At 68.3% G+C, this 23,554-nt stretch carries 21 protein-coding genes; 4 read left to right on the top strand and 17 right to left on the bottom strand.

The annotated features are described in order from the left end of the window. Positions 1-10: 10 nt before the first annotated feature. Positions 11-3,892, bottom strand: coding sequence for an nSTAND1 domain-containing NTPase (locus IEV93_RS10090; RefSeq protein WP_188489289.1), 3,882 nt, complete (start codon positions 3,890-3,892; stop codon positions 11-13). Positions 3,893-4,106: 214 nt separating this feature from the next. On the opposite strand from IEV93_RS10090, the gene IEV93_RS10085 reads away from it, so the two are divergent. Beyond that, positions 4,107-4,370 carry a LuxR C-terminal-related transcriptional regulator gene (locus IEV93_RS10085; protein WP_229705011.1) on the top strand — a complete coding sequence of 88 codons (264 nt, stop codon included), beginning with the start codon at positions 4,107-4,109 and terminating at the stop codon, positions 4,368-4,370. An 86-nt stretch (positions 4,371-4,456) separates the two neighbouring features. Here IEV93_RS10085 and IEV93_RS10080 read toward each other — a convergent pair whose 3' ends face one another. The 4 genes from IEV93_RS10080 to IEV93_RS10065 form a co-directional block, all read right to left on the bottom strand. Continuing rightward, a complete protein-coding gene (locus IEV93_RS10080; RefSeq protein ID WP_229705010.1) occupies positions 4,457-5,317 on the bottom strand; it encodes an SDR family oxidoreductase in 861 nt (286 codons plus the stop codon). 82 nt (positions 5,318-5,399) lie between these two features. Then, positions 5,400-6,002, bottom strand: coding sequence for a TetR/AcrR family transcriptional regulator (locus IEV93_RS10075; RefSeq protein WP_188489283.1), 603 nt, complete (start codon positions 6,000-6,002; stop codon positions 5,400-5,402). A gap of 3 nt (positions 6,003-6,005) precedes the next feature. Continuing rightward, the gene (locus tag IEV93_RS10070; protein WP_188489281.1) at positions 6,006-7,343 is read right to left on the bottom strand and encodes a cytochrome P450; all 1,338 of its coding nucleotides are present in this window, start codon (positions 7,341-7,343) and stop codon (positions 6,006-6,008) included. 67 nt (positions 7,344-7,410) lie between these two features. Next, positions 7,411-8,328, bottom strand: a complete 918-nt coding sequence (locus IEV93_RS10065) for an o-succinylbenzoate synthase (RefSeq protein ID WP_229705151.1) — start codon at positions 8,326-8,328, stop codon at positions 7,411-7,413. Between the two features lie 190 nt (positions 8,329-8,518). On the opposite strand from IEV93_RS10065, the gene IEV93_RS10060 reads away from it, so the two are divergent. Beyond that, positions 8,519-9,466 (top strand): oxygenase MpaB family protein, encoded by a 948-nt coding sequence (locus tag IEV93_RS10060; RefSeq protein ID WP_188489277.1) that lies wholly within the window; start codon positions 8,519-8,521, stop codon positions 9,464-9,466. A 91-nt stretch (positions 9,467-9,557) separates the two neighbouring features. Here IEV93_RS10060 and IEV93_RS10055 read toward each other — a convergent pair whose 3' ends face one another. Together IEV93_RS10055 and IEV93_RS10050 are read right to left on the bottom strand one after the other, a co-directional pair. Continuing rightward, the gene (locus IEV93_RS10055) at positions 9,558-10,046 is read right to left on the bottom strand and encodes a GNAT family N-acetyltransferase (protein WP_188489275.1); all 489 of its coding nucleotides are present in this window, start codon (positions 10,044-10,046) and stop codon (positions 9,558-9,560) included. 55 nt (positions 10,047-10,101) lie between these two features. Then, entirely contained in the window at positions 10,102-11,607 is a 1,506-nt protein-coding gene (locus IEV93_RS10050) for a carboxylesterase/lipase family protein (protein ID WP_188490497.1), read from the bottom strand. Between the two features lie 66 nt (positions 11,608-11,673). Here IEV93_RS10050 and IEV93_RS10045 point away from each other — a divergent pair, with 66 nt between their 5' ends. Further along, positions 11,674-11,970 carry an antibiotic biosynthesis monooxygenase family protein gene (locus tag IEV93_RS10045; RefSeq protein ID WP_188489273.1) on the top strand — a complete coding sequence of 99 codons (297 nt, stop codon included), beginning with the start codon at positions 11,674-11,676 and terminating at the stop codon, positions 11,968-11,970. Between the two features lie 4 nt (positions 11,971-11,974). On the opposite strand, the gene IEV93_RS10040 is transcribed toward IEV93_RS10045, so the two are convergent. The 5 genes from IEV93_RS10040 to mftA form a co-directional block, all read right to left on the bottom strand. Then, positions 11,975-13,561, bottom strand: a complete 1,587-nt coding sequence (locus tag IEV93_RS10040) for an acyl-CoA synthetase (protein ID WP_188489271.1) — start codon at positions 13,559-13,561, stop codon at positions 11,975-11,977. 93 nt (positions 13,562-13,654) lie between these two features. Continuing rightward, entirely contained in the window at positions 13,655-14,842 is a 1,188-nt protein-coding gene (gene mftD, locus IEV93_RS10035) for a pre-mycofactocin synthase MftD (RefSeq protein ID WP_188489269.1), read from the bottom strand. A gap of 27 nt (positions 14,843-14,869) precedes the next feature. After that, positions 14,870-16,075: a mycofactocin radical SAM maturase gene (mftC, locus tag IEV93_RS10030; RefSeq protein WP_188489267.1), complete on the bottom strand. Its 1,206-nt coding sequence runs from the start codon at positions 16,073-16,075 to the stop codon at positions 14,870-14,872. An 8-nt stretch (positions 16,076-16,083) separates the two neighbouring features. Further along, a complete protein-coding gene (gene mftB / locus IEV93_RS10025; protein WP_188489265.1) occupies positions 16,084-16,380 on the bottom strand; it encodes a mycofactocin biosynthesis chaperone MftB in 297 nt (98 codons plus the stop codon). Between the two features lies 1 nt (position 16,381). After that, entirely contained in the window at positions 16,382-16,507 is a 126-nt protein-coding gene (mftA, locus tag IEV93_RS10020; protein ID WP_188489262.1) for a mycofactocin precursor MftA, read from the bottom strand. A 262-nt stretch (positions 16,508-16,769) separates the two neighbouring features. Between mftA and mftM the strand changes: the two genes are divergently transcribed. Next, positions 16,770-17,618 (top strand): mycofactocin oligosaccharide methyltransferase MftM, encoded by an 849-nt coding sequence (gene mftM, locus IEV93_RS10015; RefSeq protein WP_188489260.1) that lies wholly within the window; start codon positions 16,770-16,772, stop codon positions 17,616-17,618. 9 nt (positions 17,619-17,627) lie between these two features. Here mftM and IEV93_RS10010 read toward each other — a convergent pair whose 3' ends face one another. Genes IEV93_RS10010 through IEV93_RS09990 form a run of 5 tightly spaced genes read right to left on the bottom strand, consistent with a single transcriptional unit; the run spans position 17,628 to position 23,550 of the window. Then, positions 17,628-18,260: a MadR family response regulator transcription factor gene (locus IEV93_RS10010; RefSeq protein WP_188489258.1), complete on the bottom strand. Its 633-nt coding sequence runs from the start codon at positions 18,258-18,260 to the stop codon at positions 17,628-17,630. Then, complete coding sequence (locus IEV93_RS10005; protein ID WP_308691012.1) at positions 18,257-19,600, bottom strand: MadS family sensor histidine kinase; 1,344 nt, start codon at positions 19,598-19,600, stop codon at positions 18,257-18,259. Before IEV93_RS10005 ends, IEV93_RS10010 begins: the two co-directional genes overlap by 4 nt. Position 19,601: 1 nt before the next feature. After that, complete coding sequence (locus tag IEV93_RS10000; RefSeq protein WP_188489256.1) at positions 19,602-20,819, bottom strand: iron-containing alcohol dehydrogenase; 1,218 nt, start codon at positions 20,817-20,819, stop codon at positions 19,602-19,604. A 59-nt stretch (positions 20,820-20,878) separates the two neighbouring features. Continuing rightward, positions 20,879-22,024 carry a Nickel transporter NicT gene (nicT, locus tag IEV93_RS09995; RefSeq protein WP_188489253.1) on the bottom strand — a complete coding sequence of 382 codons (1,146 nt, stop codon included), beginning with the start codon at positions 22,022-22,024 and terminating at the stop codon, positions 20,879-20,881. After that, a complete protein-coding gene (locus tag IEV93_RS09990; protein WP_188489251.1) occupies positions 22,021-23,550 on the bottom strand; it encodes a VWA domain-containing protein in 1,530 nt (509 codons plus the stop codon). Before IEV93_RS09990 ends, nicT begins: the two co-directional genes overlap by 4 nt. Positions 23,551-23,554: the final 4 nt, after the last annotated feature.

The following is a 23,554-nucleotide window of genomic DNA, read 5'->3' as shown; positions in this document are numbered from 1 at the left end:
GTTCGGCGCGTCAGCGACACGGGCTGACGTAGTCGGCGGTGGGCAGGTACCGGGCCCACTCCTCCCTGGTCAACAGCGCCGTGCCCGACGCACAGACCGACGCCGCGACCCGATCCGGGTCGGTCGTCCACGACTGGATGACACCGGCCGCGCCGGTGGCCAGGACCGTTCGGTCGTCGGCGCCGAACTGGACGTCGTAGATCCGACCCGGGTATGCGCGCAACCGCGCCACGGCCGCCGGGTGCCCGCGGCGGGTCACGTCCCACAGCCAGAGGTCCCCGTCGGCCGCGCCGGCGGCGACCAGTCGACCGTCGCGAGAGAAGGCACCGCCGTAGATCGTGCTGCTCGGGCCGGTCATCTCGTCGACGACCTGCGGCCGCGTGGGATCGGAGATGTCGACGACCTTGACCTGCTTGGTCGCCGAGGTGACCACGACCGAACGCTGGTCGGGGCTGAATCGGGCGGCCAGCGCCAGGGTGTCGAACATCTTCTCGCGGAACAGGATGCGTGGTGCCCGCCGATCACTCAGGTCGAGCAGCACGACGTAGCCGCGCGGCGTCGTGACGATCGCGCGGGTGCCCGCGTCGTCGAGGTTGGTCCACGCGACGCCGTCGCCGATGTCGACGGCCGCGGTCGAGGTGGGTCGAGCCGGGTCGGAGATGTCGACGACGGCGAACCGGTTCGACGACAGCGTGCCCGCGACCACCAACTCCGACCGCTCGCTGATGTCGACGGTCTCGGCGAGATCGGGCAGAACCTTCAGCGGCGGACCCGCCAGGACCGGCCGCGCGGGATCGGAGTAGTCGGCGAGGAACACCTGACCGGTCACCGACCCTGCCACCGCGAGCCGCCCCGAGGCGCCCAGGGACAGCGACGCGAACTTGTCACCCGGCGGCGGCGCCAGCAGCGGGCCGCGTCGGGTGATGTCGGGCCCTTCGCCGATCCTCCACTGCGACAGCGAGCCGTCGGTCGCGGCGTTCCCGCTGATGAAGTCGGTCCCGCGTGCGTCGAACGCGAACTGGAACGTGGGATCGACGCCCGCCTGCACCCCGGGGTCATCCGGACCCCACACCCGCAGGTAGCCGTCCTCGGACAACCCGGCAACGTGATCGCCGTCGAACACCGCGGAGCTCACGACGGCGCCGCTCTTGAGCACGCGATCGGGCTGGTTGCCCCGCAGATCCACGACCCGCGACGTGTTGTCCGAACTCGCGCCGAGCAGCCGTCCACCGTCCGGGCTGAAGTCGACATCGTTGACGTAGCTCTCGAAGCCGGTCAGATCACGGGTCAGGACCGGTCGGGCCGGGTCGGTGAGCGAGTACAACTTCACGTCGCGTGAGTTGAGGGCGACCGCCAGATCACCGATCGGCGAGAACGTCAGCGCCCGTGCCTCGACGTTGTCCGACCCGGGCAGCGGTATCGACGCGGTCCGTTCGATGCGGTCGGCGACCACGCGGTACAGGTCGACACGTTTGTTGCCGCCGCGCGCGGTGGCCAACTGAGAACCGTTGCGTGAGAGGGCGACGGCGGTGCCCTTTCCGGCCACGTCCGCGGGCAGCGCCACCGGTTCCCATCGCATCCCGACCGCATCGGGCCCGCCCGCCCCACCGCCTGCGGACGTCACCCTGCGGAAGGCGAGCGTGCCCGCGTTGTCGACCGCGGCGGTCAGCAGATCGCCCGCCGGGTCGATCGCGAGGTCACGGACCGTCTCGGGGATGACCGGAGCGCCCTCGATCCGCCGGGGCCGGGTGCGGTCGCTCAGATCCCAGATCGTCAGCGGCGCCGCGCCGGCGGTGTACAGGGTCCGGGAGTCCGCGCCGAAGGCGACCGCGTAGAGCGGCAGTTCGCGGTCGGCCCCGCCGAACTCGGCGAGCGAGCGCCCGACCCCACCGGTTCCGGACGCGAAGAGTCGGACCCGGTTGTCGGCGTTGACGACCGCGATCATCGACCCGTCCGGCGACCGCGCGATGGACCCGGGCCCTGACGCGGTGAAGTGGCGAACCGGGATCGCCTCGGCGGACGCGTCGAGCACACTCGACCTGGCCTCCATGGTCGGCGAGAGTCGGTACGCCGACATCGCCAACTGCACCGCGAGCGACGGGTCGGTGGTGCGCAGTTCGTCGGCCTGCACGGCGAGCTGCGCGCTCTGCGCGTCGCGACGGAGCTGATCGGTCGCACGCTCCTGCGACACCGCCTCGGACCGGGCGACGATCGCGACCACGGCCGCGACCAACGCGACCACCGCGAACACCGTGGCCGCCATGGCCACCCGACGCAGCTGCCGCACGTGTCGACGCTGCACCGACTCCCGGCGCTTCTCGCGGTCGGTGGCCAGATCGAGGAAACGCTCCTCCCGGGGACGCAGGCGCGACCCGTTCTCCGGCGCCGCGGCGAACTCGGTGAACGCGACCAGACGGCCGCCCCTCGGCAACAGATCGGGGCTGCGGTCACCCTCCTCCCACATCTGCATCGCGGTGTGGAGTCGGCGGTGGATCACGAGGTTGGCACGGTCCTCCTCGATCCACCCGGCCAGCCGGGGCCAGGCCGAGAACAGCGTCTCGTGGGTGATCTCCGCGTAGGTCTCGGCGACGGTGACCAGCCGGGCCCCGGCGAACCGTTCGAGGACCTCCGCGGCCCGACGCTGCCGCACGTCCCGTTTGATGTTCGTGTTCGCCGTGGTGATGAACCCGAGCTCGTCGAGCGCCGCGCGCCTGCGGGTCGCGACCTCGTCGTCGACGTGGCTCATCGACAGCATCTGCCGACGGGCGACCTGCTTCTCGGCGTAGTCGAGCCCGGAGTAGACCTTCTCGGCGGTCTGCTCCACCGCCCCGCGGATGCGTCCGGTCGCGAGATAGTCCGCGACCGTGAGCCGCCGCTTGTCCGACGCCGACCACGTCGAGAGCAGTGCGTGGGAGAGCAGCGGCAGCGACCCCGCGTATCCGACGGTGGCGCCCGCCGGACGAAGGTCGGCCAACAGCAGTTCGACGAGGTCGTCGGCGACGTCGAGCCCTGCCGTGCGGGCGGGGCCGACGATGACCTCACGCAGTCCCGCGTCGTCGAGTCCGGGCACGAGGACGTGCCCGTTCTGCAGCGCGGTCGCCAGGCGCGGGTTGCCCGCGACCGAGCCGTAGTGATCGGCGCGGATCGCGAGCACGATCACCAACTGCTCGACACGCGCGGCCGGCGACAACAACGCATCGGCGAACGACATACGGACGGGCGCGTCGTCGACGAGCGTCCACAACTCCTCGAGTTGATCCACCGCGAGCACGACCGGGCCGTCCCCGGCGGGCAGTCCCGCGACCGCCTCGGCGACCGCGGCGGACGGGTCGGCCGACGGGGTCATCAGCGCGTACCGCCACCCCGCGAACGGTCCCTCCTCGCCGATCCGCGACAACAGACCGGCCCGCAGCATCGACGACTTGCCCGCGCCCGACGAACCGACGAGGGTGATGATCGGCGTGCGTTCGTGGCCGGCGATGACCGCGGTCGGCCGTTCGACCTGATCGAGCACGGTGTCCACGAGTCGCTCGACGGCGTCCTCGCGTCCGAAGAACCAGTCGGCGTCCTCGACCTGGAACGACTCGAACCCGCGGTAGGGCGTGGGGGCGTCGAGGGATCGGCGGGCACCGGGCTTGCGGGCGCGGGCCGCCGCAGCGACCCATGAGTCCTGTTCGGTGGGATCGGTGACCCCGCAGACCTCCAGGACCGTTCGGAACACGCTCTCGTTGGCGGCCGTGGGGGCGTGCTTACCGGTGAACCAGCCCGACAGGGTGCCCGCGATCGCCCCCGCTCGCGACGCCGTCTCGCGGATGGACAGGCCCGCGTTCTCCCGGATCTCGGTCAGCCCACGGGCCAGATCCTCACGTGTCCGGACCTCGTCGGGCCTCACCCCACCACCTCTCTGAACTGCACGAACACACCCAGCCGTATGGACCTTCGTATGGACTTGCCGCAAACCGGCCTCTCAGCTGGTACTCGGCAGTCTCACCAGAGATTATTGGTCACATCGCACATCTGTGCAGGGAAAAAGGGTTCCCGGGAGGGTTTTTATGTCAATCGCTAATCATTTCGTGCTGCCGTCATCGACGACATCGTCTGAACAGATGAACCGGCAGCCGGTCCTGCGGGTGGTGGCCGGCGGTCGCCCCACCCTCTCGGCCCGCGAGGTCGAGGTGCTCCTGGCCTGGCTGGCCGCGGAGTCCAAGGCGCAGGCCGCCGAGACGCTGTTCATCACCGCGTCGACGGTCAACACCCACCTGACGCGCATCCGGGCGAAGTACGCCACCGCGGGCCGTCCGGCGCGTTCGAAGGCCAACCTGTTCGCGCGCGCCATCCAGGACGGGTACACCCGACTCGAGGACTGGTGACCTCGGGTCCGCCGCCGAACTGACGACAACGCCCTCGACCGGATGGAACGGTCGAGGGCGTTGTCGTGTGTGCGACGCGCGACGCGTCAGAGCTTCCCGCTCGGGGTCGGGTTGCCGTTGACCCGCTCGAGGTACTCCGCGCGTGCGGTCGCGTCGTAGCTCATGAACAGCTTGTCCATCCCCGTCATCCGCAGCGACGCCCGCTTCATCGACCGCGGCATGATGCCGGTGGCATGCACCCAGGACACCGACTTGGGCACGGTCGCGTGCATCTTGTCGCCTTCGATGCTGGCCAGCACCTGCGCGGCCACCTGTGCCGGCGTGACCGTCTGGGTGAACTTGTTGGTCTTGATGCCCGAGATGAGACCGGTCTGGGTGAAGGTCGGGTTGACCGTCTTCACGCGGACACCGGAATCGGCCAGCTCGGCGTCTGCGGCCTCGGAGAACGCGATCACGCCGGCCTTCGCACCGTTGTAGATGGTGAGCCCGGGTACGGCGAGCCGACCCGCGATCGACCCGATGTTGATGACCTGACCGCCGCCACGGGCGACCATCCGCTTCGCGGCGAGCTGGGTGCCGATGACGACGCCGAGCAGGTCGATGTCGAAGTTGCGGCGCACGACGTTGATGTCGTAGTTCAGCAGCGGGCCGGTGGGCATGATGCCCGCGTTGTTGATCAGCACGTCGATGGGACCGGCCGACGCCTCGACCTCGTCGAGGAACTTCTCGAACGACGTGGGATCGGTGACGTCGACCTCGAATCCGTCGTGGCCGAGCTCGGCGGTCGCCTTGCCGACGGCGTCGGAGTCGATGTCGCCGATGACGACGGTCGCGCCTCGGTCCTGCAGGGTCTTGGCCGTCTCGAACCCGATGCCGCGGGCGGCGCCGGTGATCGCGATGACCAACCCGCGCACGTCGGTGGTGGACTTCTTGTTGTTGCGGGGCATGTGGGTACTCCTCATAGGCGCACGGCGTCGGGCCGGGCGTGGTTGGTCGAACAGATGGGTGGTCAGGTCACCGGCGCGGCGGTCACCAGATCATGGGGGCGAGATGGCGTCTCGCGAACTCCCGGACGTAATCGGGTTCCTGTCGCCGCTCGTCGGTGGCCGGCGATTCCAGCAGCGAGATCACCAACCGGACGACGATCTCCACCGCCTCGTGCAACTCCTCCTCGGGCCGCGTCGCCCCCACACTGCGCAGGGCGCGAACCGTGCGGGCGGTCACGACGTCTATGAACATCGCCGACACCGAGGACGACATGATCGCCTTCATCTCGGCGTCGTCGATGACCAGCCGGTGCATCAGCGGATCCTTCAGGATCATCTGGGCACCGACCGAGAACGCCTCGGCGATGGCCTCTTTCGGGTCGAGCCCGACGATCGAGGCCTCCAGGGTCCGCATGCCGTCGAGGTACAGACTCGTGGCCACGGCCAGGAGCAACGCCTCCTTGTTCGGGAAACGTCGGTACAACGTGCTGCGGCTGACGCCCGCGCGCTTGGCCACCTCGTCGACCGAGGTGCGACGGACGCCGACCTCGGTGAACTCGGCTGCGGCGGCGGCGACGATCGCACCCTCCTGATCCGACGGACTGTTGGTGTTCCGCGTCTTTCGCAGCGGTGACGGTTCGACCACGGGTTACAACCGCCGCAGGGTGACGGGCAGGCCGTCCTTGGGGATCGGCAGCGAGCTGTAGTCCATCGGCAGCTCGTAGTCGGCGGGCACGTCCCAGTCGTAGTTGCGCAGGAGGTGATGCATGATCGTCTTGATCTCCATCTGACCGAAGTAGAGGCCGATGCACTTGTGCACGCCACCGCCGAACGGGCTCCAGGCCATGCGGTGCTTCTTGTCCTCCGCCCGCTCCTTGGAGAAGCGGTCGGGGTCGAAGGTCCACGGATCGGAGTAGATCGACTCGTCGTAGTGGTTCCAGAGTGCGGTCAGCGTGACCATCGACCCCTTGGGTACGAAGTAGCCCTGGACCTCGGTGTCCTCGACGGCCATTCGCGGGTGCGCGGGCACCGGGGTGCACATGCGCAGCGACTCCTTGAAGATGGCGTCGAGCGCGGGCAACTTGTTCAGGTCGTCGTAGCTCAGCTCGGCGCCCAACGCCATCGACTCCTCGCGGGCCTTGGTGAGCCACTCGGGCGACTTGGCCATCCGGTAACACATCTGGGTCATCGAGATGGTCGACGTGTCGTGCGCGGCCATCAGGACGAAGATGAGGTGGTTGACGACGTCCTCGTCGGTGAAGGTCTGCCCCTCCTCGCTCTCCGCGCGGCACAGGACCGAGAACAGGTCGTCGGTCGCGGTGGCCCGCTTGGCCGGGATGTGCGAGTAGAAGAACTCCTCGAGGATCTTGCGGGAGCGGATGCCCTTCCACCAACGGGTGCCCGGGACGGGCTTGCGGATCACGGCGACGCCGGCCTGCACGGTCTCCAGGAACGCCTTGTTGATGCGGTCGGCCTCGTCCTTGGGCAGCTCGAGACCCAGGAAGACCTCGAGCGCGACGTCGAGGGTGAGTGCCTTGAACTCCTTGAACAGCAGGACCTTCCCGGTCGGGAAGTCCTGCATGCGCTTGGCGATCATCGGCTGCATGAGGTCCATGTAGGACTTGAGGGCGGCCGTGCTGAACCCCTGCTGGAGGATCAGTCGGTGGCTGCGGTGCTCGTCGAAGTCGAGCAGCATCACGCCGCGGTTGAAGAAGGGGCCGATGAGGTAGCTCCACGCCGGGCCGTTGGCGAAGGCCTTCTTCTTGTTCATCAGGACTTCCTCGGCGGCGGGCGCGCCGGAGGCGACGACCCACTTCTTGCCGAAGGCGCTCATGCCCGAGACGCGGCCGAACTCCTCCTCGCGCTTGCGCTGGAAACCGAACGGGTCCTTGCGCATCCCGAGGACGGAACTGATCCCGCTCTTCTTCGAGAACTGGACTTCTTTGAGATCGCTGTCGGCCGGGATCTGTGAGTACGCGGTTGTCATGGCTGTGCACCTCCATTGGAACAGATACCGATAATCGTATCTTTGAGGAGCCGTGCTGTCTACCAGGTCACATTTCCGACGAGGCCGCGGGATGTCCGCCGTCAAGCAATCCGTGCACGCGGGCGAGTCGATCGAGCCACCATTGCCGCCGGTCGTCGGAGGCGAGCGGGGCGCGGCCGTCGGGGACGACGGTGCCGGTGAGCAACGCGCCGTCGACCACCGGGATGGGCGGTGCGACGTCGGCGACGAACAGGTTGCCGGTCCCGAGACCGCAGTCGAGCGGGGGCGTCGCGAGCGCGGCCGCGGTGGCCACACCCGCGGAGATCCCCACCGCGGTGTCGAGCGCACTCGAGATCACCACCCGCAGATCGATCTGCTCGGCCAGGGCCAACACGCGGCGCATCCCGCCCAGCGGCGCCACCTTGAGCACCGCGACGTCGGCGGCACCGGCACGGACCACGCGCAGTGGATCCTCGGCACGCCGGATGCTCTCGTCGGCCGCGATCGGGGTGTCGACCGCGGCGCGGACCGCGGCCAGCTCCTCGATGGTCGCGCACGGTTGTTCGGCGTACTCCAACTCCCCCAACGCTTTCAGCGCGCGGACGGCCTGGTCGACCGACCACTTGCCGTTGGCGTCGACGCGGACCGAGGGGACGACCGCGCGGACGGCGTCGATCCGGGCGACCTCGTCGTCGAGAGAGTCGCCGGGATCGGCGACCTTGACCTTCGCCGTCCTCGCCCCCGGATACCGGGCGAGGATCTCCGCCACGGCGTCGGCGGGGACCGCGGGAACGGTCGCGTTGACCGGCACGCGATCGCGCAGCGCAGGCGGCGGGCCGGCGAACGCGGCCTCGATCCCGGCGGCCAGCCACCACGCGGCCTCGGTGTCGTCGTACTCGACGAAGGCACCGAACTCGCCCCACCCGTGCGGCCCCCGGAAGATCATCGTCTCGCGAACGGTGATGCCGCGGAAGCGTTCGCGCATCGGGAGCGCGACGACGACCGCGGTGTCTATCAGTGCGCCGAGCGATGGGATCTGCACGCGTCGAGCCTCCTGCCATCGGTTCTCCGCGAGCGTAACGGTTGAGACGAATGTTAGAGTTCGTCTCACATTGACGCGTATCCGAGGCCTCCACCGCCGAGCGGTCGCGTTCACCAGCGAAGGGACGACCCTGATGACCCAGGACGTCGAGCACGCCGCACTTCCGGACTTCGACGCGCGGATCCGTGAGGCGACCCCGGTCCTGCACGACACCGACCCCACCTCCCCGGCGCCGCCACAGCTGGGCCCGGAGACATTGACGTGGAAGTTCTACGGGGACATGCGTGGACTGCTCGGGTTCCAGCGCCTGGCCGGTACCGAGAACTGCATCGAGCAGCTCGGGCAGGGCGTCGCCGACCACTCGGTGATCTTCGGCGACTTCCTCGGTCGCGCCCGACGCACGGGACCGCCGATCATGCGCACGGTGTACCACCGCGACGCCGCCGAATGGGGTCGCACGGTGCGCGACTTCCACCGGGACATCAAGGGCACGATCAGTGACGGCTCCCGCTATCACGCAATGAACCCGGAGTTGTTCTATTGGGCCCACGCGACTTTCGTCGATCAGGTGCTCTATGTGACCGACACCTTCATCCGCCGCCTCAGCCACGCCGAGAAGTCGCAGATCTTCGAGGAGAGCAAGACCTGGTATGCGCTCTACGGGATCAGCGCGCGTGATCAACCGCAGACCTACGACGAGTTCTGCGCGTACTGGGACGCGATGCTGGAGCGATTCGTCCCGCACAAGACGATCGTCTACGCCACCGGCTACATCCGGAAGGGCGTGCCGGGTCCACGTCGGGTGCCCGCGCCGATCTGGCGGGTCGTCTCGGCTCCGCTGAACGCGTTCATCCGGACCGTGGTCGTCGGAACGCTGCCGCAGCAGATGCGAGACGTCTGCGACCTCGAGTGGAACGACCGCCTGCAGCGACGATTCGACCGGTTCGCCGCGTTCATGCGCCTGATCAACCCGCTGGTGAACCGGCTGCCGCTCAAGGCGCTCTACACACCGTGGGCGTACGAGGCGTGGCGCGACGCCGGCATCGATCCGCGACGGTTGCACAACAAAGCCGCGCGCTGACCGCCCGACAAACGCGCGCTCGGCGTTCACACGCGCGCCCAGGTTGGCGCGCGTCGGAACGTTCGACGCGCGTTCACGTGCGGGGTGAACGTCACTTCCGTAGCGACCGCGCCATCTCCAGCTCCGTCAGATGCGGATGCGCCGGGTTCGTCACCGACCCACCGGTGAGGACGAAGCCGTTGCGCTCGTAGAACCGCCGGGCGCGGGCGTTGCTGGTGGCGACGTGCAGGAGCATCCGATCGGCGTGCCGGGTCGCCCAGTTCGACATCGTCGCGAGCAACCCCTGCGCGACGCCGCCGCCCCGCGAGGCCGGCACCACGTAGACCCCGTACAACCACGCGTCGTCGCCGGTGATCGCCCCGCGCATCGTCGCTGTCCACGTTCCGTCGTCGGCCACGGCCACGACGCCCAACGCGTGTCCACCCTGCATGCGCGACAACCGCTGCCGCCATTGGATTTCGGTGCAGGACCGCGCGTGGTCGATGGTCTCGCCGAACGCCTCGGGGGTGTCGGCGAGGCCGGCGATCCGCAGATCGCGGTATCGCTCCCAGTCGTCGACGCCCAGCCGATGGATCTGCATGGGACGTGACGCTAGATCGCCGCCCGCCCGACGTCGATCGATTTACCGATGACGCTCAGCCGGCGCGGAACACGGCCAGCTCATCGGACCGGGGATCGACCACGACGGCGTCCGCGCCGAGCGACGCATCACCGAACGTGCGCACCGGCCGACTCGTGCCGACGCGATCCCAACCCGGATCTCCGGTGGTCGCGAAGCGGACCCATGTCGAGTGCATCTCGTCGGCAAGATCCTGTGGCGGAGTGGGCCCGGCGAGCTGCGCCGAGCCGTGCAGGGTGTCGAAGACGAACGCCAACTCCAGAGCGTGGCAAGCACGGAGATCGCGCACCGGGGTCGGCCACGCGAACTCGTATTGCCACGCCGACTCGTCGCGCGCCGCAATCGCGTCGACGAGATCGGCTGTGCCGGAACGGAACGAGTAGTCAGTGAACATCGCACACATCACGTCGCCCGGCGACTCGTCGGGTCGGTTGCGGGTGTAGGTGGCCACCGCGTCGGCTCCGACACCGAGTCGGCCGACGATCCCGGGGAGCATCTCGGCGGTGACCACGGCGGCGAGACCACTCGGGACGAGGAAGAACCGCATCTCCTCGCGGGTCGTGCCGGCCAGCACCTCGACGCCGCGACCGGCGCCGGCCCGGATGGCGTCGATCGGCAGCGCAGGCAGGACGTCGCCGTCGATGGTCGGGAACATGCTCATCACCCCGAGGCCCCGGGCGATGGTGCTCGCGCCCCACCGACCCGGGTTCGGGTCGCCGACGAGCGCCAGACCGAGCGCGTCCTGTGCCCGCTGCAGTTCGGCGGTGGTCAGGTCGGCGACCCCGACAACGGTGGGCGGCAGACCCAGTGTCTCGGTCAACTCGCTCGCGACCAGGCGCGCGTCGCCCAGATCCGACGCGGACACCGCGTTCCCGCTCTGCACGATCGCGCGGTGGAACAATCCCTCCGCATGCGGCGACGCCAGCAGGGCGGCGATGCTCATCGCGCCCGCCGATTCGCCGAAGACGGTGACCTGGTCGGGATCGCCGCCGAAGTCTACGACGTTGTCGCGCACCCATTCCAGCGCCGCGATCTGGTCGCGCAGCCCACGGTTGTCGGGTGCGCCGGCGAGGCTCAGGAACCCGAGGGCGCCGAGGCGGTAGTTGATCCCGACGACCACGACCCCGTCACGGGCGAAGGCGGCGCCGTCGTAGGTGGGCAGGCGATGTGTGCCGCGGGTGAAGGCGCCGCCGTGGATCCACACCATGACCGGGAGTCGGCCGGTTCCCGGCTCCGGTGTCCACACCGACAGGTTCAGCGACTCGTCGCCGTCGACGATCACACTCGGCAGCAACTCCGACGTCGGCGCCGGGTACGGCCCCTGCGGCGGGGTCGGACCGTGCTCGGTCGCGGGCCGTTCGCCCTCCCAGGGCTCGACCGCGCTCGGGGCGGCGAACCGGGCAGCGCCGACGAGCGGCCCGGCGTACGGGATCCCGAGGAAGGCATGCACCACCGAATCGCCGACGGCCACCCGGCGTCCTCGGACCACACCCGACCTGGTCGTCACCCGTACGCCGGTCATCGCCTCGTCCGCACCCACCGCATCGTCATTGCTCACCACCTCACCATGCCATGCGACAGTGAACCGTTGATCGTCGAACATGCTCTCCTGCAGGTGACACCGGGTCGGGGCGCGGAGTTCCGCGCCGCGTTCGCCGAGGCGAAGTCCATCATCTCCGGTATGCCCGGTTTCCTGGACCTGCGTCTGTCACGGGGCATCGAGAGCCCCGACACCTACCTGCTGCTGGTCGAGTGGCAGACGGTCGCCGACCACACCCACGGCTTCCGCGGATCACCGGAGTACGAACCATGGCGCACCCTGCTCCACCACTTCTACGACCCGTTCCCGGACGTCGAGCATTTCGACCCGGTCGACGGGGTGTGAGCTCTCAGGCCGACGGGAGGTACTCCGCGCGCAGCTGCTTCTTGAGCAGCTTGCCCGCCTCGGTGCGGGGCAGTTGCGCGACGAAGTCGACACTCCGAGGACACTTGAACGCGGCGATGTGCGACCGGCAGTGCTCGATCAGCGTGGCCGCGAGATCGTCTGTCGCCGACTCGGAGTCGACGAGCTGGACCACCGCGCGGACCTCCTCGCCGAGGTCGTCGTGCGGTACGCCGATCACGGCGGCGTCGAGGACCGCGGGGTGCTCGATGAGGACGTTCTCGGCTTCCTGCGGATAAATGTTCACGCCGCCGGAGATGATCAGGAACGACGACCGGTCGGTCAGGTACAGATATCCGTCGCCATCGAGACGTCCGACGTCACCGACACTGCGCCACCCGTCGGAGTTCGTGGTCTCCTGCTCCTTGGCCTGGTCGCCGAGGTAGGAGAACGGCGGGGAGTTCTCCGCCCAGATGGCCCCGACCTCACCCACCGGCAGTTCGACACCCTCGTCGTCGCAGATGTGCAAGGTGCCCATCAGGGACTGGCCCACCGAACCGGGATGGGCCAGCCAGTCATCGGAGCCGATGAAGGTGAACCCGGCCAACTCCGACGACGACCAGTACTCGAAGACGATCGGGCCCCACCAGTCGATCATCGCCCGCTTCACCTCGATCGGACACGGGGCCGCGGCGTGGACGACGCCGGTGAGGCTGGACACGTCGAACGACAGCCGTTGTTGCTCGGGCAGTTTGAGCATCCGGACGAACATCGTGGGGACGAACTGACCCGTCTGGACCCTGTACGTCTCGATCGCACGCAACGCCTCGACCGGATCGAACCGTTCCATGACCACGACCGTGCCGCCGAGGCGCAGCGCTCCCATGGACCAGCCGATGGGCGCCGAATGGTAGAGCGGGGCCGGCGACAGGTAGACCGTCCCCTCCTGCGCCCCGATTCCCCGCAGGAACAACACGAGGGGGTCGGCCTCGGCCGGTACCGGGTCGTCGGCGAGTGGACGCCGGATCCCCTTGGGGCGCCCGGTGGTCCCGGAGGAGTACTGCAGCAGGTCGCCCTCGCCGGCCGCGGGTGGGATCGTGGTGTCGGCCGACGCGATTTCGGCGTCGTAGTCGCGGTACCCGTCGATCGCGCCGAACTGCGCGAGGCGGTGCGTCACCGTGGGGACCATGTCGTCGCTCAGCTGGGCTGACGTCTCGAGGTTCGCACTGGCGACGAGGACCTGTGCGCCGCAGTCGTTCACGATGTAGGCGATCTCGTTCGCGGTGAGGTGACGGTTCACCGGCGTGAAGTAGAACCCGCCGAGACGGCACGCCCAGAACACCTCGTGGAAGCGGTGCGAGTTCTCCGACAGCATCGCCACGACGTCGCCCCGCTGCAGACCGTAGGACCGCAACAGGTTGGCCAGTCGCACCGCGCGGTCGGCGAGCTCGGCGTAGGTGGTGGTGACCCCGGAACCGGCCATGACCACGGCGACCCGATCCGGATCCGACGCCGCCCAGGTCACCGGGTTGTTGGTCCAGCCGCCGAGTGGCGTTTCCGGGGTGGCAGCGTCAGGTGCGGATTCGTCGGCCATCAGTGTCGGGCTCCTTTGCCACAGTGAAGTCGTTGGAACAAATATCAATATATGTCCCAACAGCTCAGGAGTCCAGAGCGATCACTCGGTTGCCTATGCCGTGGTCACACCGAACCGCTTCTCGAAGTCGTCGGGGATGATGATGTCGTCGCGGGACAACTCGTGGATGCTCTTGCGGCCCAGTCCCATCAGGGCGGAGTCGATGCCACCGCGCAGGATGTCGAGGACGTTCTCCACGCCGGCCTGCCCGTTCGCCGCGAGACCCCACAGATAGGCGCGGCCGATCATCACCGCGTCGGCTCCGAGGGCGAGTGCTTTGACGACGTCGCTGCCGCGCCGGATGCCACCGTCGAGCAGGACCTGCATGTCGTTGCCGACGGCATCGGCAATCGGACCGAGCATCCGGATCGTGGCCGGGGTGCCGTCGAGGTTGTTACCACCGTGGTTCGACACCGACAACGCCGTGGCCCCGATGTCGCGGGCGCGTTTGGCGTCGTCGAGTCGCGTGATGCCCTTGACCATGAACGGCCCACCCCACTGCTCCCGGAGCCACGCCAGGTCCTCCCAGGACGGCGGCGCGGTCTGCATCCACTGCCCGTACGCGCCGAAGAAAGTCGGCCCGGTCTGGCCCTTGTCGACCAGATTGGGGGCCGTGAGATCCGGGACGATCGGTCTGCCCTTGTTGAACCAATCCCAGGCATAGCGCGGCTTCACCGCGATCTCCGGCGCGAGCTTGAGCAGTGCCTTGAGATCGACCTTCTCCGGGATCTCCGGACTCCCCCAGTCGCGGCCCATCGAGAACGACCAGTCGGTCGTCACGATCAACCCCTTCGCGCCCGCGGCCCGTGCACGCTCGGCGCGCTTGAGAATGTCCTCGCGAGAGTTGAGCCAGTAGGCCTGAAAGAAGACCTTGTCGTTGACCGCCGTCACTTCTTCGATGGGTTTGCTGGCAAAGCTGCTCAGTCCGATCGCTGTTCCGCGCGCGGCAGCCGCCCTGGCCACGGCAACCTCGCCGTCGATGTCGACCGCCTGCACCCCGGTCGGGGAGATGATCACCGGCAGCGAGATCTCCTGGCCCATGATCGACGTCGACAACTCCCGATCAGCGCTGGCACCCACCACGTGGGGGGCGAAGCCGATCTCACCGAACGCCTCGACGTTGTCGGTGATGGTGATGCCCTTCTCGCTGCCGGCGACGAGCGCGGAGTAGACGGACTTCGGCAGTCGCTTCTGAGCGCGCCGCTGCGCCTCGAGAACGGTCTCGAACCAAGGGTTGGCCATGGGGATCAACTACTTTCGGTACAGCGATCAGACCGGCGCGAAGCCGGCGAGGGGGTTCTCGTCGCAGTCGCGTGAGGGCGGCCGCGTCATGAGCGTGAGTGGTACGCCACGGGAGTGGTCCTTGTTGGCCGACGGCGTGTTGCGTTCACCGGCAAGCAACTCCTCGCCCAAGCCCTGCACGCATTCCGGATCCGGGCCGGCGAGCGGCAATCCGGTGAAGAACTTCGCCGCCATGCAGCCACCGCGGCAGGCGTCGAAGTGTGCGCACTTGGTGCACGCACCGGCGTTCTGCGGTTCGCGCAGTTCCAGGAACAGCTCCGACTGCTGCCAGATGGTCTGAAAACCACCATCGGACAGGATGTTCCCGGCCAGGAAGTTCTCATGGATCGCGAACGGACAGGCGTACACGTCGCCGATCGGATCGATCAGGCAGACCACCCGACCGGCTCCACACAGGTTGAGGCCCGGAAGACCACCCGAACCCGGCTCGGCGAACGCGGCAAGATGGAAGAACGAGTCACCCGTCAGCACACCATCGCCATGCGCGACGAGCCAGTCGTACAGCTCACGCTGCTGAGACGGCAACGGGTGCAGGTCATCCCACACATCGGCACCACGCCCCGACGGGCGCAACCGCGTGATGCGCAATGTCGCACCGAAACCATCAGCCAGGGCCTTGAACTCATCGAGCTGCGACACATTGTGCCGTGTCACGACCACGCTGATCTTCGCATCCTTGAACCCCGCCTCAGCCAGGTTCTCCAACGCTGTGATCGCCATGTCGAACGAACCCACCCCGCGCACAGCGTCGTTGACCTCGGCGGTCGCACCGTCGAGGGAGATCTGCACATCGACATAGTCCGATGCCGCCAACCGCGCCGCGACCTTCTGGTCGATCTTCAACCCGTTCGTGGAGAACTTCACCCCCACCTGATGCGACGTCGCGTAATCGACCAACTCCCAGAAATCCGGGCGCACCGTCGGCTCGCCACCACCGATGTTGACGTAGAACACCTGCATCCGCTGCAACTCGTCGATGATCGCCTTGCACTGCGCGGTGTCGAGCTCACGCGGATCACGCTTACCCGACGACGACAGACAATGCACACACGACAGATTGCACGCATAGGTCAACTCCCACGTCAGACAGATCGGGGCATCGAGACCCTTCTCGAACTGATCGACGAGACGGCCGACGGGAGCAGAGGCGGGACGATCGAGCGTGGCGGTCATGCGGACTCCTACGGTACCGGGGTGGGGATGATGGTCTCCGAGCGCGCCAGCGACCGCAGCGCGTCGAGATACATCGGTCGGTCAGCCACGCCGATGCCCGAGGCGGCCAGCGCGGCGTGTGCGCTGGAGTGGTCGGCAAGCGAGCGGACCAGATCGACGACGATAAGGTTCTTCAGGAACGACAGTTTGCGCGTCCCGAAGTGATACAGCAACGCGCCGAACGGTTCCGGACGCAACACAACACTCGGGTTGAGGGTCCAGGACCCGTTCAGGTCGACGTCGTCGACCGTGACGGCGGTCGGCATGTCAGTAGACGCCGCACATGCCGTCGATCGAGACCTCTTCGACGAGGCTCTCGGTGACCAGATCCGTCTCGCACACGACGATTGGCGCGGTGACGTCGGCGGACGGGGTGGAGGTGTTCTCGGCCATGATGGTCCTCTCGATCGGGCTGTGATGTGAGCTCAGACTAGGAGCGCGCCCCCTCCCGGCAAGTCCGTCCGGGCACCGAACCGACCGTTCGGAACGCCGATCCACCCGATCGGGTAGGTGACCCACCCGCCACCAGGCCGCGATCATCCTTCGTGCCGGTCGGACTCCGTCCTTGCCCACCCGCTCGACCGGTCTGCGTACCTACCGTCGGGACATCGGCTCGAGCGAAACGGCTCAGGCTCTTCACAGAAGTGAGACGGACGTGACGCTCACCGCACCTCCCGCCGCGCGCCGGCCCGGCTCCTTCGCCCCGACACCGCCGGGCGTGTGGGACCGCGGCGTCGTCCACGTTCGCCGCGACCGCAACCGGCTCACCGGTTCCATCGTCGTGCAGCGCAACGGTGACGACATCCTGGTGCGACACAATCTGACCGGAGCCGATCTGTCGGACAGCCTGGTCGGCCGCACCACATCGGCGATCGCGGACACGGGCGGCGGACGGGCCGAGTTCGAGGCCACGATGGTGGGACTGGTCCGGACCACCATCGACGACCCCAGCGACGCCTGGACGGCGTTCTATCGCAATTCGATGGACGAGTTGTGCAGCGGCGCCGCACCGTTCGCCCCAGTTCACGATCGCGCCATCGCGACCGTGGTCGGATCGGTCCTCGACCTCGGCTCGTGCTTCGGCTTCTTCCCTCTGCGGATGGCGGCCGCCGACCCGAGCCGCACGGTGGTCGCCACCGACCTCCACGCCGACACCATGGCATTGCTCGACGCCGTCGCCCCGCGCCTGGGCGTCACGATCGACACCGTGGCGTGCGATGCTGCCGCACTCCCGTTCCCGGACGCATCGTTCGACACGGTCACTGCACTGCATCTGCTCGAGCACGTGGATCGTGCGACGGGGCACCGCGTCCTGACCGAGGCCTGCCGCGTCGCCCGGCAGCGGGTCATCGTGGCGGTCCCCTATGAGGCGGAGCCCGCCGCCTGCCACGGGCACGTGCGCACATTCGACCGTTCCGAGCTGCACTGCGCCGGTCTCGAACTCGGCCATGAATTTCTCGTCACCGACCACCACGGCGGATGGCTCACGATCGACGTGGGGTGAGCCGGCGGATCAGATGAGGCCGGCCTTGCTGGCCTCGTAGACCGCCTCGGCGCGACGTCGCACGCCCAGCTTGCGCATGATGTTGCTGACGTGGAACTTGGCGGTGGTCGCGGAGATGAACAGTGACGAGCCGATCTGCGCGTTCGACAGCCCGGTCGCGAGGAGTTTCAGCACCTCCAGCTCACGGTCGCTGAGCCGATTGTCGGCCGTCGCGCCGCTGGTCATCGACCGCACCATTGCCGACGCGCTGCGGGAGTCGAAGGCCGACTCACCGCGGGAGACGGCACGGATCGCCCGAACAAGCTCGGTCGTGTCCACGTCCTTGACGACGTAACCGCGCGCACCGGCGTGCACCGCCTCGACCACGAGGCGCTCGTCGAGCGATGTCGTCAGCACCAGCAGACCCATCAGCGGGTGCGACCGGGACAGCTCCGCACAGAGCGCGAGTCCCTCGAAATCCGAACCGGCAGAAAGTTTCAGGTCGATCAGCACGACATCGGGGATGAGGTGCCCGGCGACGACGACCGCCTCCTCCTTCGTCGCGGCCTCGCCGACGATGGTCAGGTCGGGTTCGCGTTCCAGGACCGACCGCAACCCCTCCCGCAGGATGGCGTGGTCGTCGACCAGCGCGATGGTCGTCACGACGCGTCCTCACCGTCGTCGACCTCGGGCCGTGCGGCCGCCAGCGGGATGGTGGCGACGACTCGGACGCCACCGAGACGCGATCGCCGGACCCGGAACTCGCCACCGGCGTCGCCGACCCGATCGGCCATGTTGACCAGTCCACGATGCATACCGCCGAGGTCACCACGGCGCGCGACGCCGAGCACCGAACGCAGCGCGCCGGGCTCACCGCACCCGTCGTCGTCGACAGAGAGGCTCACCTGATGGGTCTCGTAGCGGAGTCGGACCCGGGCGCGGGTCGCCTCGGCGTGCACCGCGGTGTTGAACAGCGCCTCCCCCGCGACCCGCAGCAGGGTGTGGTCGAGGTCGCCGGGCAGCTCGACCGGGGCACCCCCGACATCGACGGTCACGGTCAGCTCACCGGGCATGTGCACCACGCCGAGCTGGGCCAACATGTCCGGCAGTGACGACTTGTGGTGGTCGGCGGAGTGTTCGAGAGCGTAGATGGCCGACCGCAACTGGTCGACGGCCCCGCGCGTCAGGTCCTTTGCGAGATCGAGTCGTTCGCGACGCTCGTCGGCGGGGATGTCGTTGCGGCACACCTCGATCTGCATACCCGCCGACAGCACGGCCTGCGTCACGCTGTCGTGCAGCTCACGGGCGATCCGGTGCCGCTCCTCATCGAGGACCCGATTGCGTTGCGCGGCCCCGAGTTCGCGTTGAGTGGCCTCGAGCTCGGCGTTGCGCGACTCGAGGTCGGCGGCGGTGCGTCGTGCGTGCTCGAGCACCGCCGAGTTCTGCAACGCGACCGCCGTCTGCGACGCCAGGATGCTGACGACCGCGGCGTCGGTGGCGTCGATCGGACGACGCGTCCAGGCGGCGAGCGCCCCGACGTGACCGCCGCGCAGGGCCAGTGGCACACAGACGAATCGGTTCTCGACGACCACCTCGTCCGCGATCCGGGCCCGACGGATGTCGTCCAGCAGGGCGACCACGTCGTCGGGCAGCGGTGGACCCTCGACATCCCCGACCAGATATGGCGTGCCGTCGGGACCGAGGACGAGACACCGCGGACCGGCGTCGACGAAGGTCCCGTCGGCGAGCGCGAACACCGCCCACTGTGCGTCGAGATGCACCCGGGCGGCCTCGACCACCTCACAGATGAGACGTTCGGGCCCGTCGGACGTACGCACCAGCGCGCCGGCGATCAGTCCGAGCGACGACAGTGTCCGCTCCAACCGCGCAGTCGCCCCGCGGTACTGCGGGTAGAACGTGGACTTGCCGGTCCGCAGACCAGTCAGCCGCGTGAGGTCGCTCTCCTCGGCCATCGCCGCGACGAGCTCGTGGACGTCGGCCATCTCAGAGGGCGACCCGGAAGAGCGACTCGGCGTCGGTCAGCGAGACCGGGCGCGGGTTCGTCGCCATGCACGCGTCGCGCAGGGCCGACGCGGCCAGGCGTGGGATGTCGGACTCGCGCACCCCGAGTTGACCCAGGTGGCGGGGCACGCCGACGCGACGGGCCAACGCCTCGACCGCGTCCGCGACGGCGAGCGCCGCCTCGTCGGCCGGGCCGCGCGCCTCGTCGAGTCCGAGACCCAGTGCGATGGTCACGAACGGTGCCGGATCCGCGGCCGCGTTGAAGCGGATGACGTGCGGCAGCAGGACCCCGTTGATCACGCCGTGCGGCAGGTCGAGCAGACCGCCGACCTGATGGCTCAGCGCATGCGCGGCGCCGAGGATCGCGTTGGTGAAGGCCAGTCCGGCGTCCAGGCTCGCCTGTGCCATCACCGAGCGTGCCCCGACGGCCAGCGGGTCGGTGATGCACGCCCCCAGCGACGCCATGACGGTGTTGATCGCGCGGAGTGCGTGATGGTCGGTGAGGGGGTTGTGTGCGCGGGAGACGAACGCCTCGATGCCGTGGGTCAATGCGTCGAGACCGGTTGCGGCACTCAGCCAATCCGGCATCGTGGTGAGCAACCGCGGGTCGATGACGGTGATGTCGGGCACCAGGGCGCGACCGAGGATGGTGACCTTGGTGTCGCGGGTGGTGTCGGTGACGATGCAGAACTGCGACACGTCGGCACCGGTGCCCGCGGTGGTCGGCACCATGACCAGCGGCGGGATCGGGCCGAGGACGCGGTCGACACCTTCATAGTCGAGGATCTGACCACCGACACCGGCGAGGATCGCGATGCCCTTGGCGGCGTCCATCACCGACCCACCACCCAGCGCGACCAGCACGTCACACCCGGCCGCCTGATACACCTCGTGGCCCGCGGCGATCTCATGGTCCTTGGGATTCGGCGTGAGGTCACTCCACACCGTGGGTTCGAGCCCGCAGGCCCGTAGATGTCCCTCGACCTCACGCATCCAGCCGGCCTCGATCAGACCCGGATCGGTCACCAGGAGCGGTCGCAGGCCCCCGAGTCGGATGGCGGCGTGCGCGGCCTCGACCGTCGAGTCGACACCGAAGACGATCTCCGGGGCGTGGAACTTGACCACCCGGCCCTGGCCGGCGAAGGCGCTCGAGACACCGGTCGCCGCCTGCGCATGCACAGCAGCCACCCCGGAACCCATGTGACCCAGCTTACAACCGCGCGCACGCAGTTCACCTGCCCGTTCGGGCAGGTGACGGGTCACGGAGTCGAGGGTGACCGGGCGCTCACCACCCCGGTCTCCAGGGCGTCGAAGCGGTCGTCGACCTTGGCGACCCTGTAGTAGATCAGCGCCCCGATCCACACCACGAAGAACGTCCCGACCACGAACTGACCGACGCGTTCGAGGTTGATCGCCGCGATGACGTCCCAGATTCCGCCGGCGAGGCCGAGCTCGTCGCCGAGCAACGACAGCAACTGCAGGGTGCCGATGACGAACGCCAGGAACACCGACAGCCCGGTCATGGTGATGTTGTAGTAGATCTTGCGGACCGGGGTGACGAACGCCCACCCGTAGGCCTTCGACATGAACACCCCGTCGATGGTGTCCATCGTGGTCATCCCCGCGGCGAAGAGCACCGGCAGCGCGATGATCGCCAGTGGCGGCAGTCCCCCTGCGATGGCCGTGGTGCCTGCGACCGCGAGCAGTCCGACCTGGGTGGCGGTGTCGAAGCCCAACCCGAACAGCAGTCCGAGCGGGTACATCTGCCACGAGTGGTTGATCAGCTTGTCGTAGCGGCCGCGGAACAGCCGGTTCATCAGGCCACGCTTGGCCAGCAGTTCGTCGAGGGAGTCGTCGGAGAACTCACCACGCTTGGCTCGCCGCCACACCTTCACGATGCCGTAGAGCACCATGATGTTCAGTCCGGCGATCAGGTAGAGGAACGTGCCCGAGACGAGGGTGCCGACGATCCCACCCGGCCCGGAGAACGCCTCCTGGAAGGCCGTGGCCTTCGCGGCGACGATCGCGATGGCGCCGACGAACACCAGCACCACCGTCGAGTGGCCCAGGGAGAAGAACAACCCGACGGCCAGGGGTCGCCTACCCTTCTGCAGCAGGAAACGAGTGGTGTCGTCGATCGCGGCGATGTGGTCGGCGTCGAAGGCATGTCGCATCCCGAGCGTGTAGGCCAACAGACCGGCGCCGGCGTAGACCAGCGTCCCGTCCGAACCGGTCAGGTCGTGGATGCGCGGGATCGAGTTGTAGTGGGCGAACAGGCCCCACCCGATCAGGTGCAGCATCACGAGGAACCCGACGATCATCGCCAGCCGCGGGATCTCGTCGCGGGTGAAGCGGCTCAACGGAACCGCGGGATCGTCCTTCTCGGCAAAGGTCGTCGTGGTCATCTTCCTACCTGTTCTTCCGCCAGCGCCTCGGCCGTGCTGGTGAGTCCGGTGAGGTCGCGTACGACGCGAACTCGTTGACAGTATTCGGCGTATTGCGGCAGATCGCAGGACCCGAGGCCCCACGAGTACCGCGGCTCGGGCGTGAGCCAGATCGTTTCGCGGGCACGACGGGTGATCTCGGCGAAGGCCTCGACGTTCGGATCGAGCCCGTTGCTGCGTCCGTCGGCCAGCACCAGCACCGTCGTCCGCCGGCTGACGGCGTTGCCGTGCTCCTCCAGGAACTGGCCGAATGCGGCGCCGTGGTCGGAGTTCGCGTCGACGTCGATGACGTCGCCCCCGAACACCAGACCGAGGGCCTTCTCCACCGAGTGGTCGCTGAACAGGTCGGTCACCTCGGCGAGCTCGGAGACGAACACGAACGTGCGCACCTGACTCACCAGGTCTTGGAGACCGTGCACCAGATGGAGGGTGAAGCGGGCGGTGGCGCGGACCGACAGACTCACGTCGGCCAGCAGCACGAGCCGGGGCTTGTCCTCGCTGCGCGCCACCGTGACCGGTCGGAACGGCACCCCGTCGTAACGCATGTTGTGCCGCATGGTGCGGGACGAGTCGACCCGACCGCGCGCGCCGGCCTTTCGACGATGGGTCAGGGCACCGTGCAGGCTCTGGGTGAGTCGACGCAGGACCTCCTCGAGTTCGGCCCGCTCGTGCTCGCCGACGTGGTCGACGGTGGCGACGGCCTTCTCCTCGTGTCCCTCGATGATCCGGTTGTCCAGTGCCAGCAGCGATTCGAGGTGCTTCTTCAGCGCTGCTGGCAGGTTCTCCAACACGCCGGCCAGTCGCCTGCGCAGATCCGCGGCGTCGTCGGTGACATCGGTCTGAGCGTCGTCGGCCACGTCGTCGAGCCATCCGAAGAGCGCATCCTGCGCGGCAATGGACAGGTCGGCGTCGACGCGTGTCCCGCTCGAGGTGGAGATGTCACCGGGGACCGACGCACCGCGCAGGTGGTCGGTCTCGATCTGGACCCGATTGCCCTCGCCCAGTACCGACACCGCGTCCTGGGAGAACACGATCTCGTCGGTCATCGAGGCCAGGTCTATCTTGTTGGCCTCCTGGTGCAGGTTGTACTGCGTCGCGAGGTCGTCGGGGTCGAAGTACTCGCGGATGTCCGACGGTGCCCCGTGTTCGTGCCCCTGCTGCGGCAGTTGGCCCGGCTCCTCCGACAGCGTGAACTGCTCGAGGGTGCCCTCGTCGGACAGGTCGTCGTGGCTGTGGGTGTGGCCGTGGTCATCCTGCTCCGGCTGCACCCGGACCAGTGCGAAGAAGAGATCGAAGACCTCGTCGAAGATCGCATCGCCCTCGATGTCCTTGACGAGCGCGTTGCGCAACGCCTCCTTCAGGATCGGACGGGCGGTCAGGATGCCCGGCAAGGCCGCCGCGTTCATCGCGTCGATCGTCTCCGGGGTGGAGATTCGCAGCCCGCGGAGACGGAGCAACCGGACGAACCGGTGCAGGCTCTGCTCCACGGTG

It is taken from the genome of Williamsia phyllosphaerae, from assembly GCF_014635305.1.
Classification (GTDB): Bacteria; Actinomycetota; Actinomycetes; order Mycobacteriales; family Mycobacteriaceae; genus Williamsia_A; species Williamsia_A phyllosphaerae.
Note: the sequence above shows the minus strand (reverse complement) of the source record. Positions and strands in the feature narration are given on the sequence as shown.

What these genes read in the sequence shown, in the direction of transcription:
- mftB (WP_188489265.1), bottom strand. Translation starts at nt 16,380, where the DNA reads ATGCCGACCGCCGTCACGGTCGACGACGTCGACCTGAACGGGTCCTGG.
- nicT (WP_188489253.1), bottom strand. Translation starts at nt 22,024, where the DNA reads ATGACCACGACGACCTTTGCCGAGAAGGACGATCCCGCGGTTCCGTTG.
- IEV93_RS10055 (WP_188489275.1), bottom strand. Translation starts at nt 10,046, where the DNA reads ATGCAGATCCATCGGCTGGGCGTCGACGACTGGGAGCGATACCGCGAT.
- IEV93_RS10000 (WP_188489256.1), bottom strand. Translation starts at nt 20,819, where the DNA reads ATGGGTTCCGGGGTGGCTGCTGTGCATGCGCAGGCGGCGACCGGTGTC.
- mftC (WP_188489267.1), bottom strand. Translation starts at nt 16,075, where the DNA reads ATGACCGCCACGCTCGATCGTCCCGCCTCTGCTCCCGTCGGCCGTCTC.
- IEV93_RS10050 (WP_188490497.1), bottom strand. Translation starts at nt 11,607, where the DNA reads ATGACCGGCGTACGGGTGACGACCAGGTCGGGTGTGGTCCGAGGACGC.
- mftD (WP_188489269.1), bottom strand. Translation starts at nt 14,842, where the DNA reads ATGGCCAACCCTTGGTTCGAGACCGTTCTCGAGGCGCAGCGGCGCGCT.
- IEV93_RS10005 (WP_308691012.1), bottom strand. Translation starts at nt 19,600, where the DNA reads ATGGCCGACGTCCACGAGCTCGTCGCGGCGATGGCCGAGGAGAGCGAC.
- IEV93_RS10040 (WP_188489271.1), bottom strand. Translation starts at nt 13,561, where the DNA reads ATGGCCGACGAATCCGCACCTGACGCTGCCACCCCGGAAACGCCACTC.
- mftA (WP_188489262.1), bottom strand. Translation starts at nt 16,507, where the DNA reads ATGGCCGAGAACACCTCCACCCCGTCCGCCGACGTCACCGCGCCAATC.
- IEV93_RS10085 (WP_229705011.1), top strand. Translation starts at nt 4,107, where the DNA reads ATGAACCGGCAGCCGGTCCTGCGGGTGGTGGCCGGCGGTCGCCCCACC.
- IEV93_RS10080 (WP_229705010.1), bottom strand. Translation starts at nt 5,317, where the DNA reads ATGCCCCGCAACAACAAGAAGTCCACCACCGACGTGCGCGGGTTGGTC.
- IEV93_RS10065 (WP_229705151.1), bottom strand. Translation starts at nt 8,328, where the DNA reads ATGCGCGAACGCTTCCGCGGCATCACCGTTCGCGAGACGATGATCTTC.
- IEV93_RS10060 (WP_188489277.1), top strand. Translation starts at nt 8,519, where the DNA reads ATGACCCAGGACGTCGAGCACGCCGCACTTCCGGACTTCGACGCGCGG.
- IEV93_RS10070 (WP_188489281.1), bottom strand. Translation starts at nt 7,343, where the DNA reads ATGACAACCGCGTACTCACAGATCCCGGCCGACAGCGATCTCAAAGAA.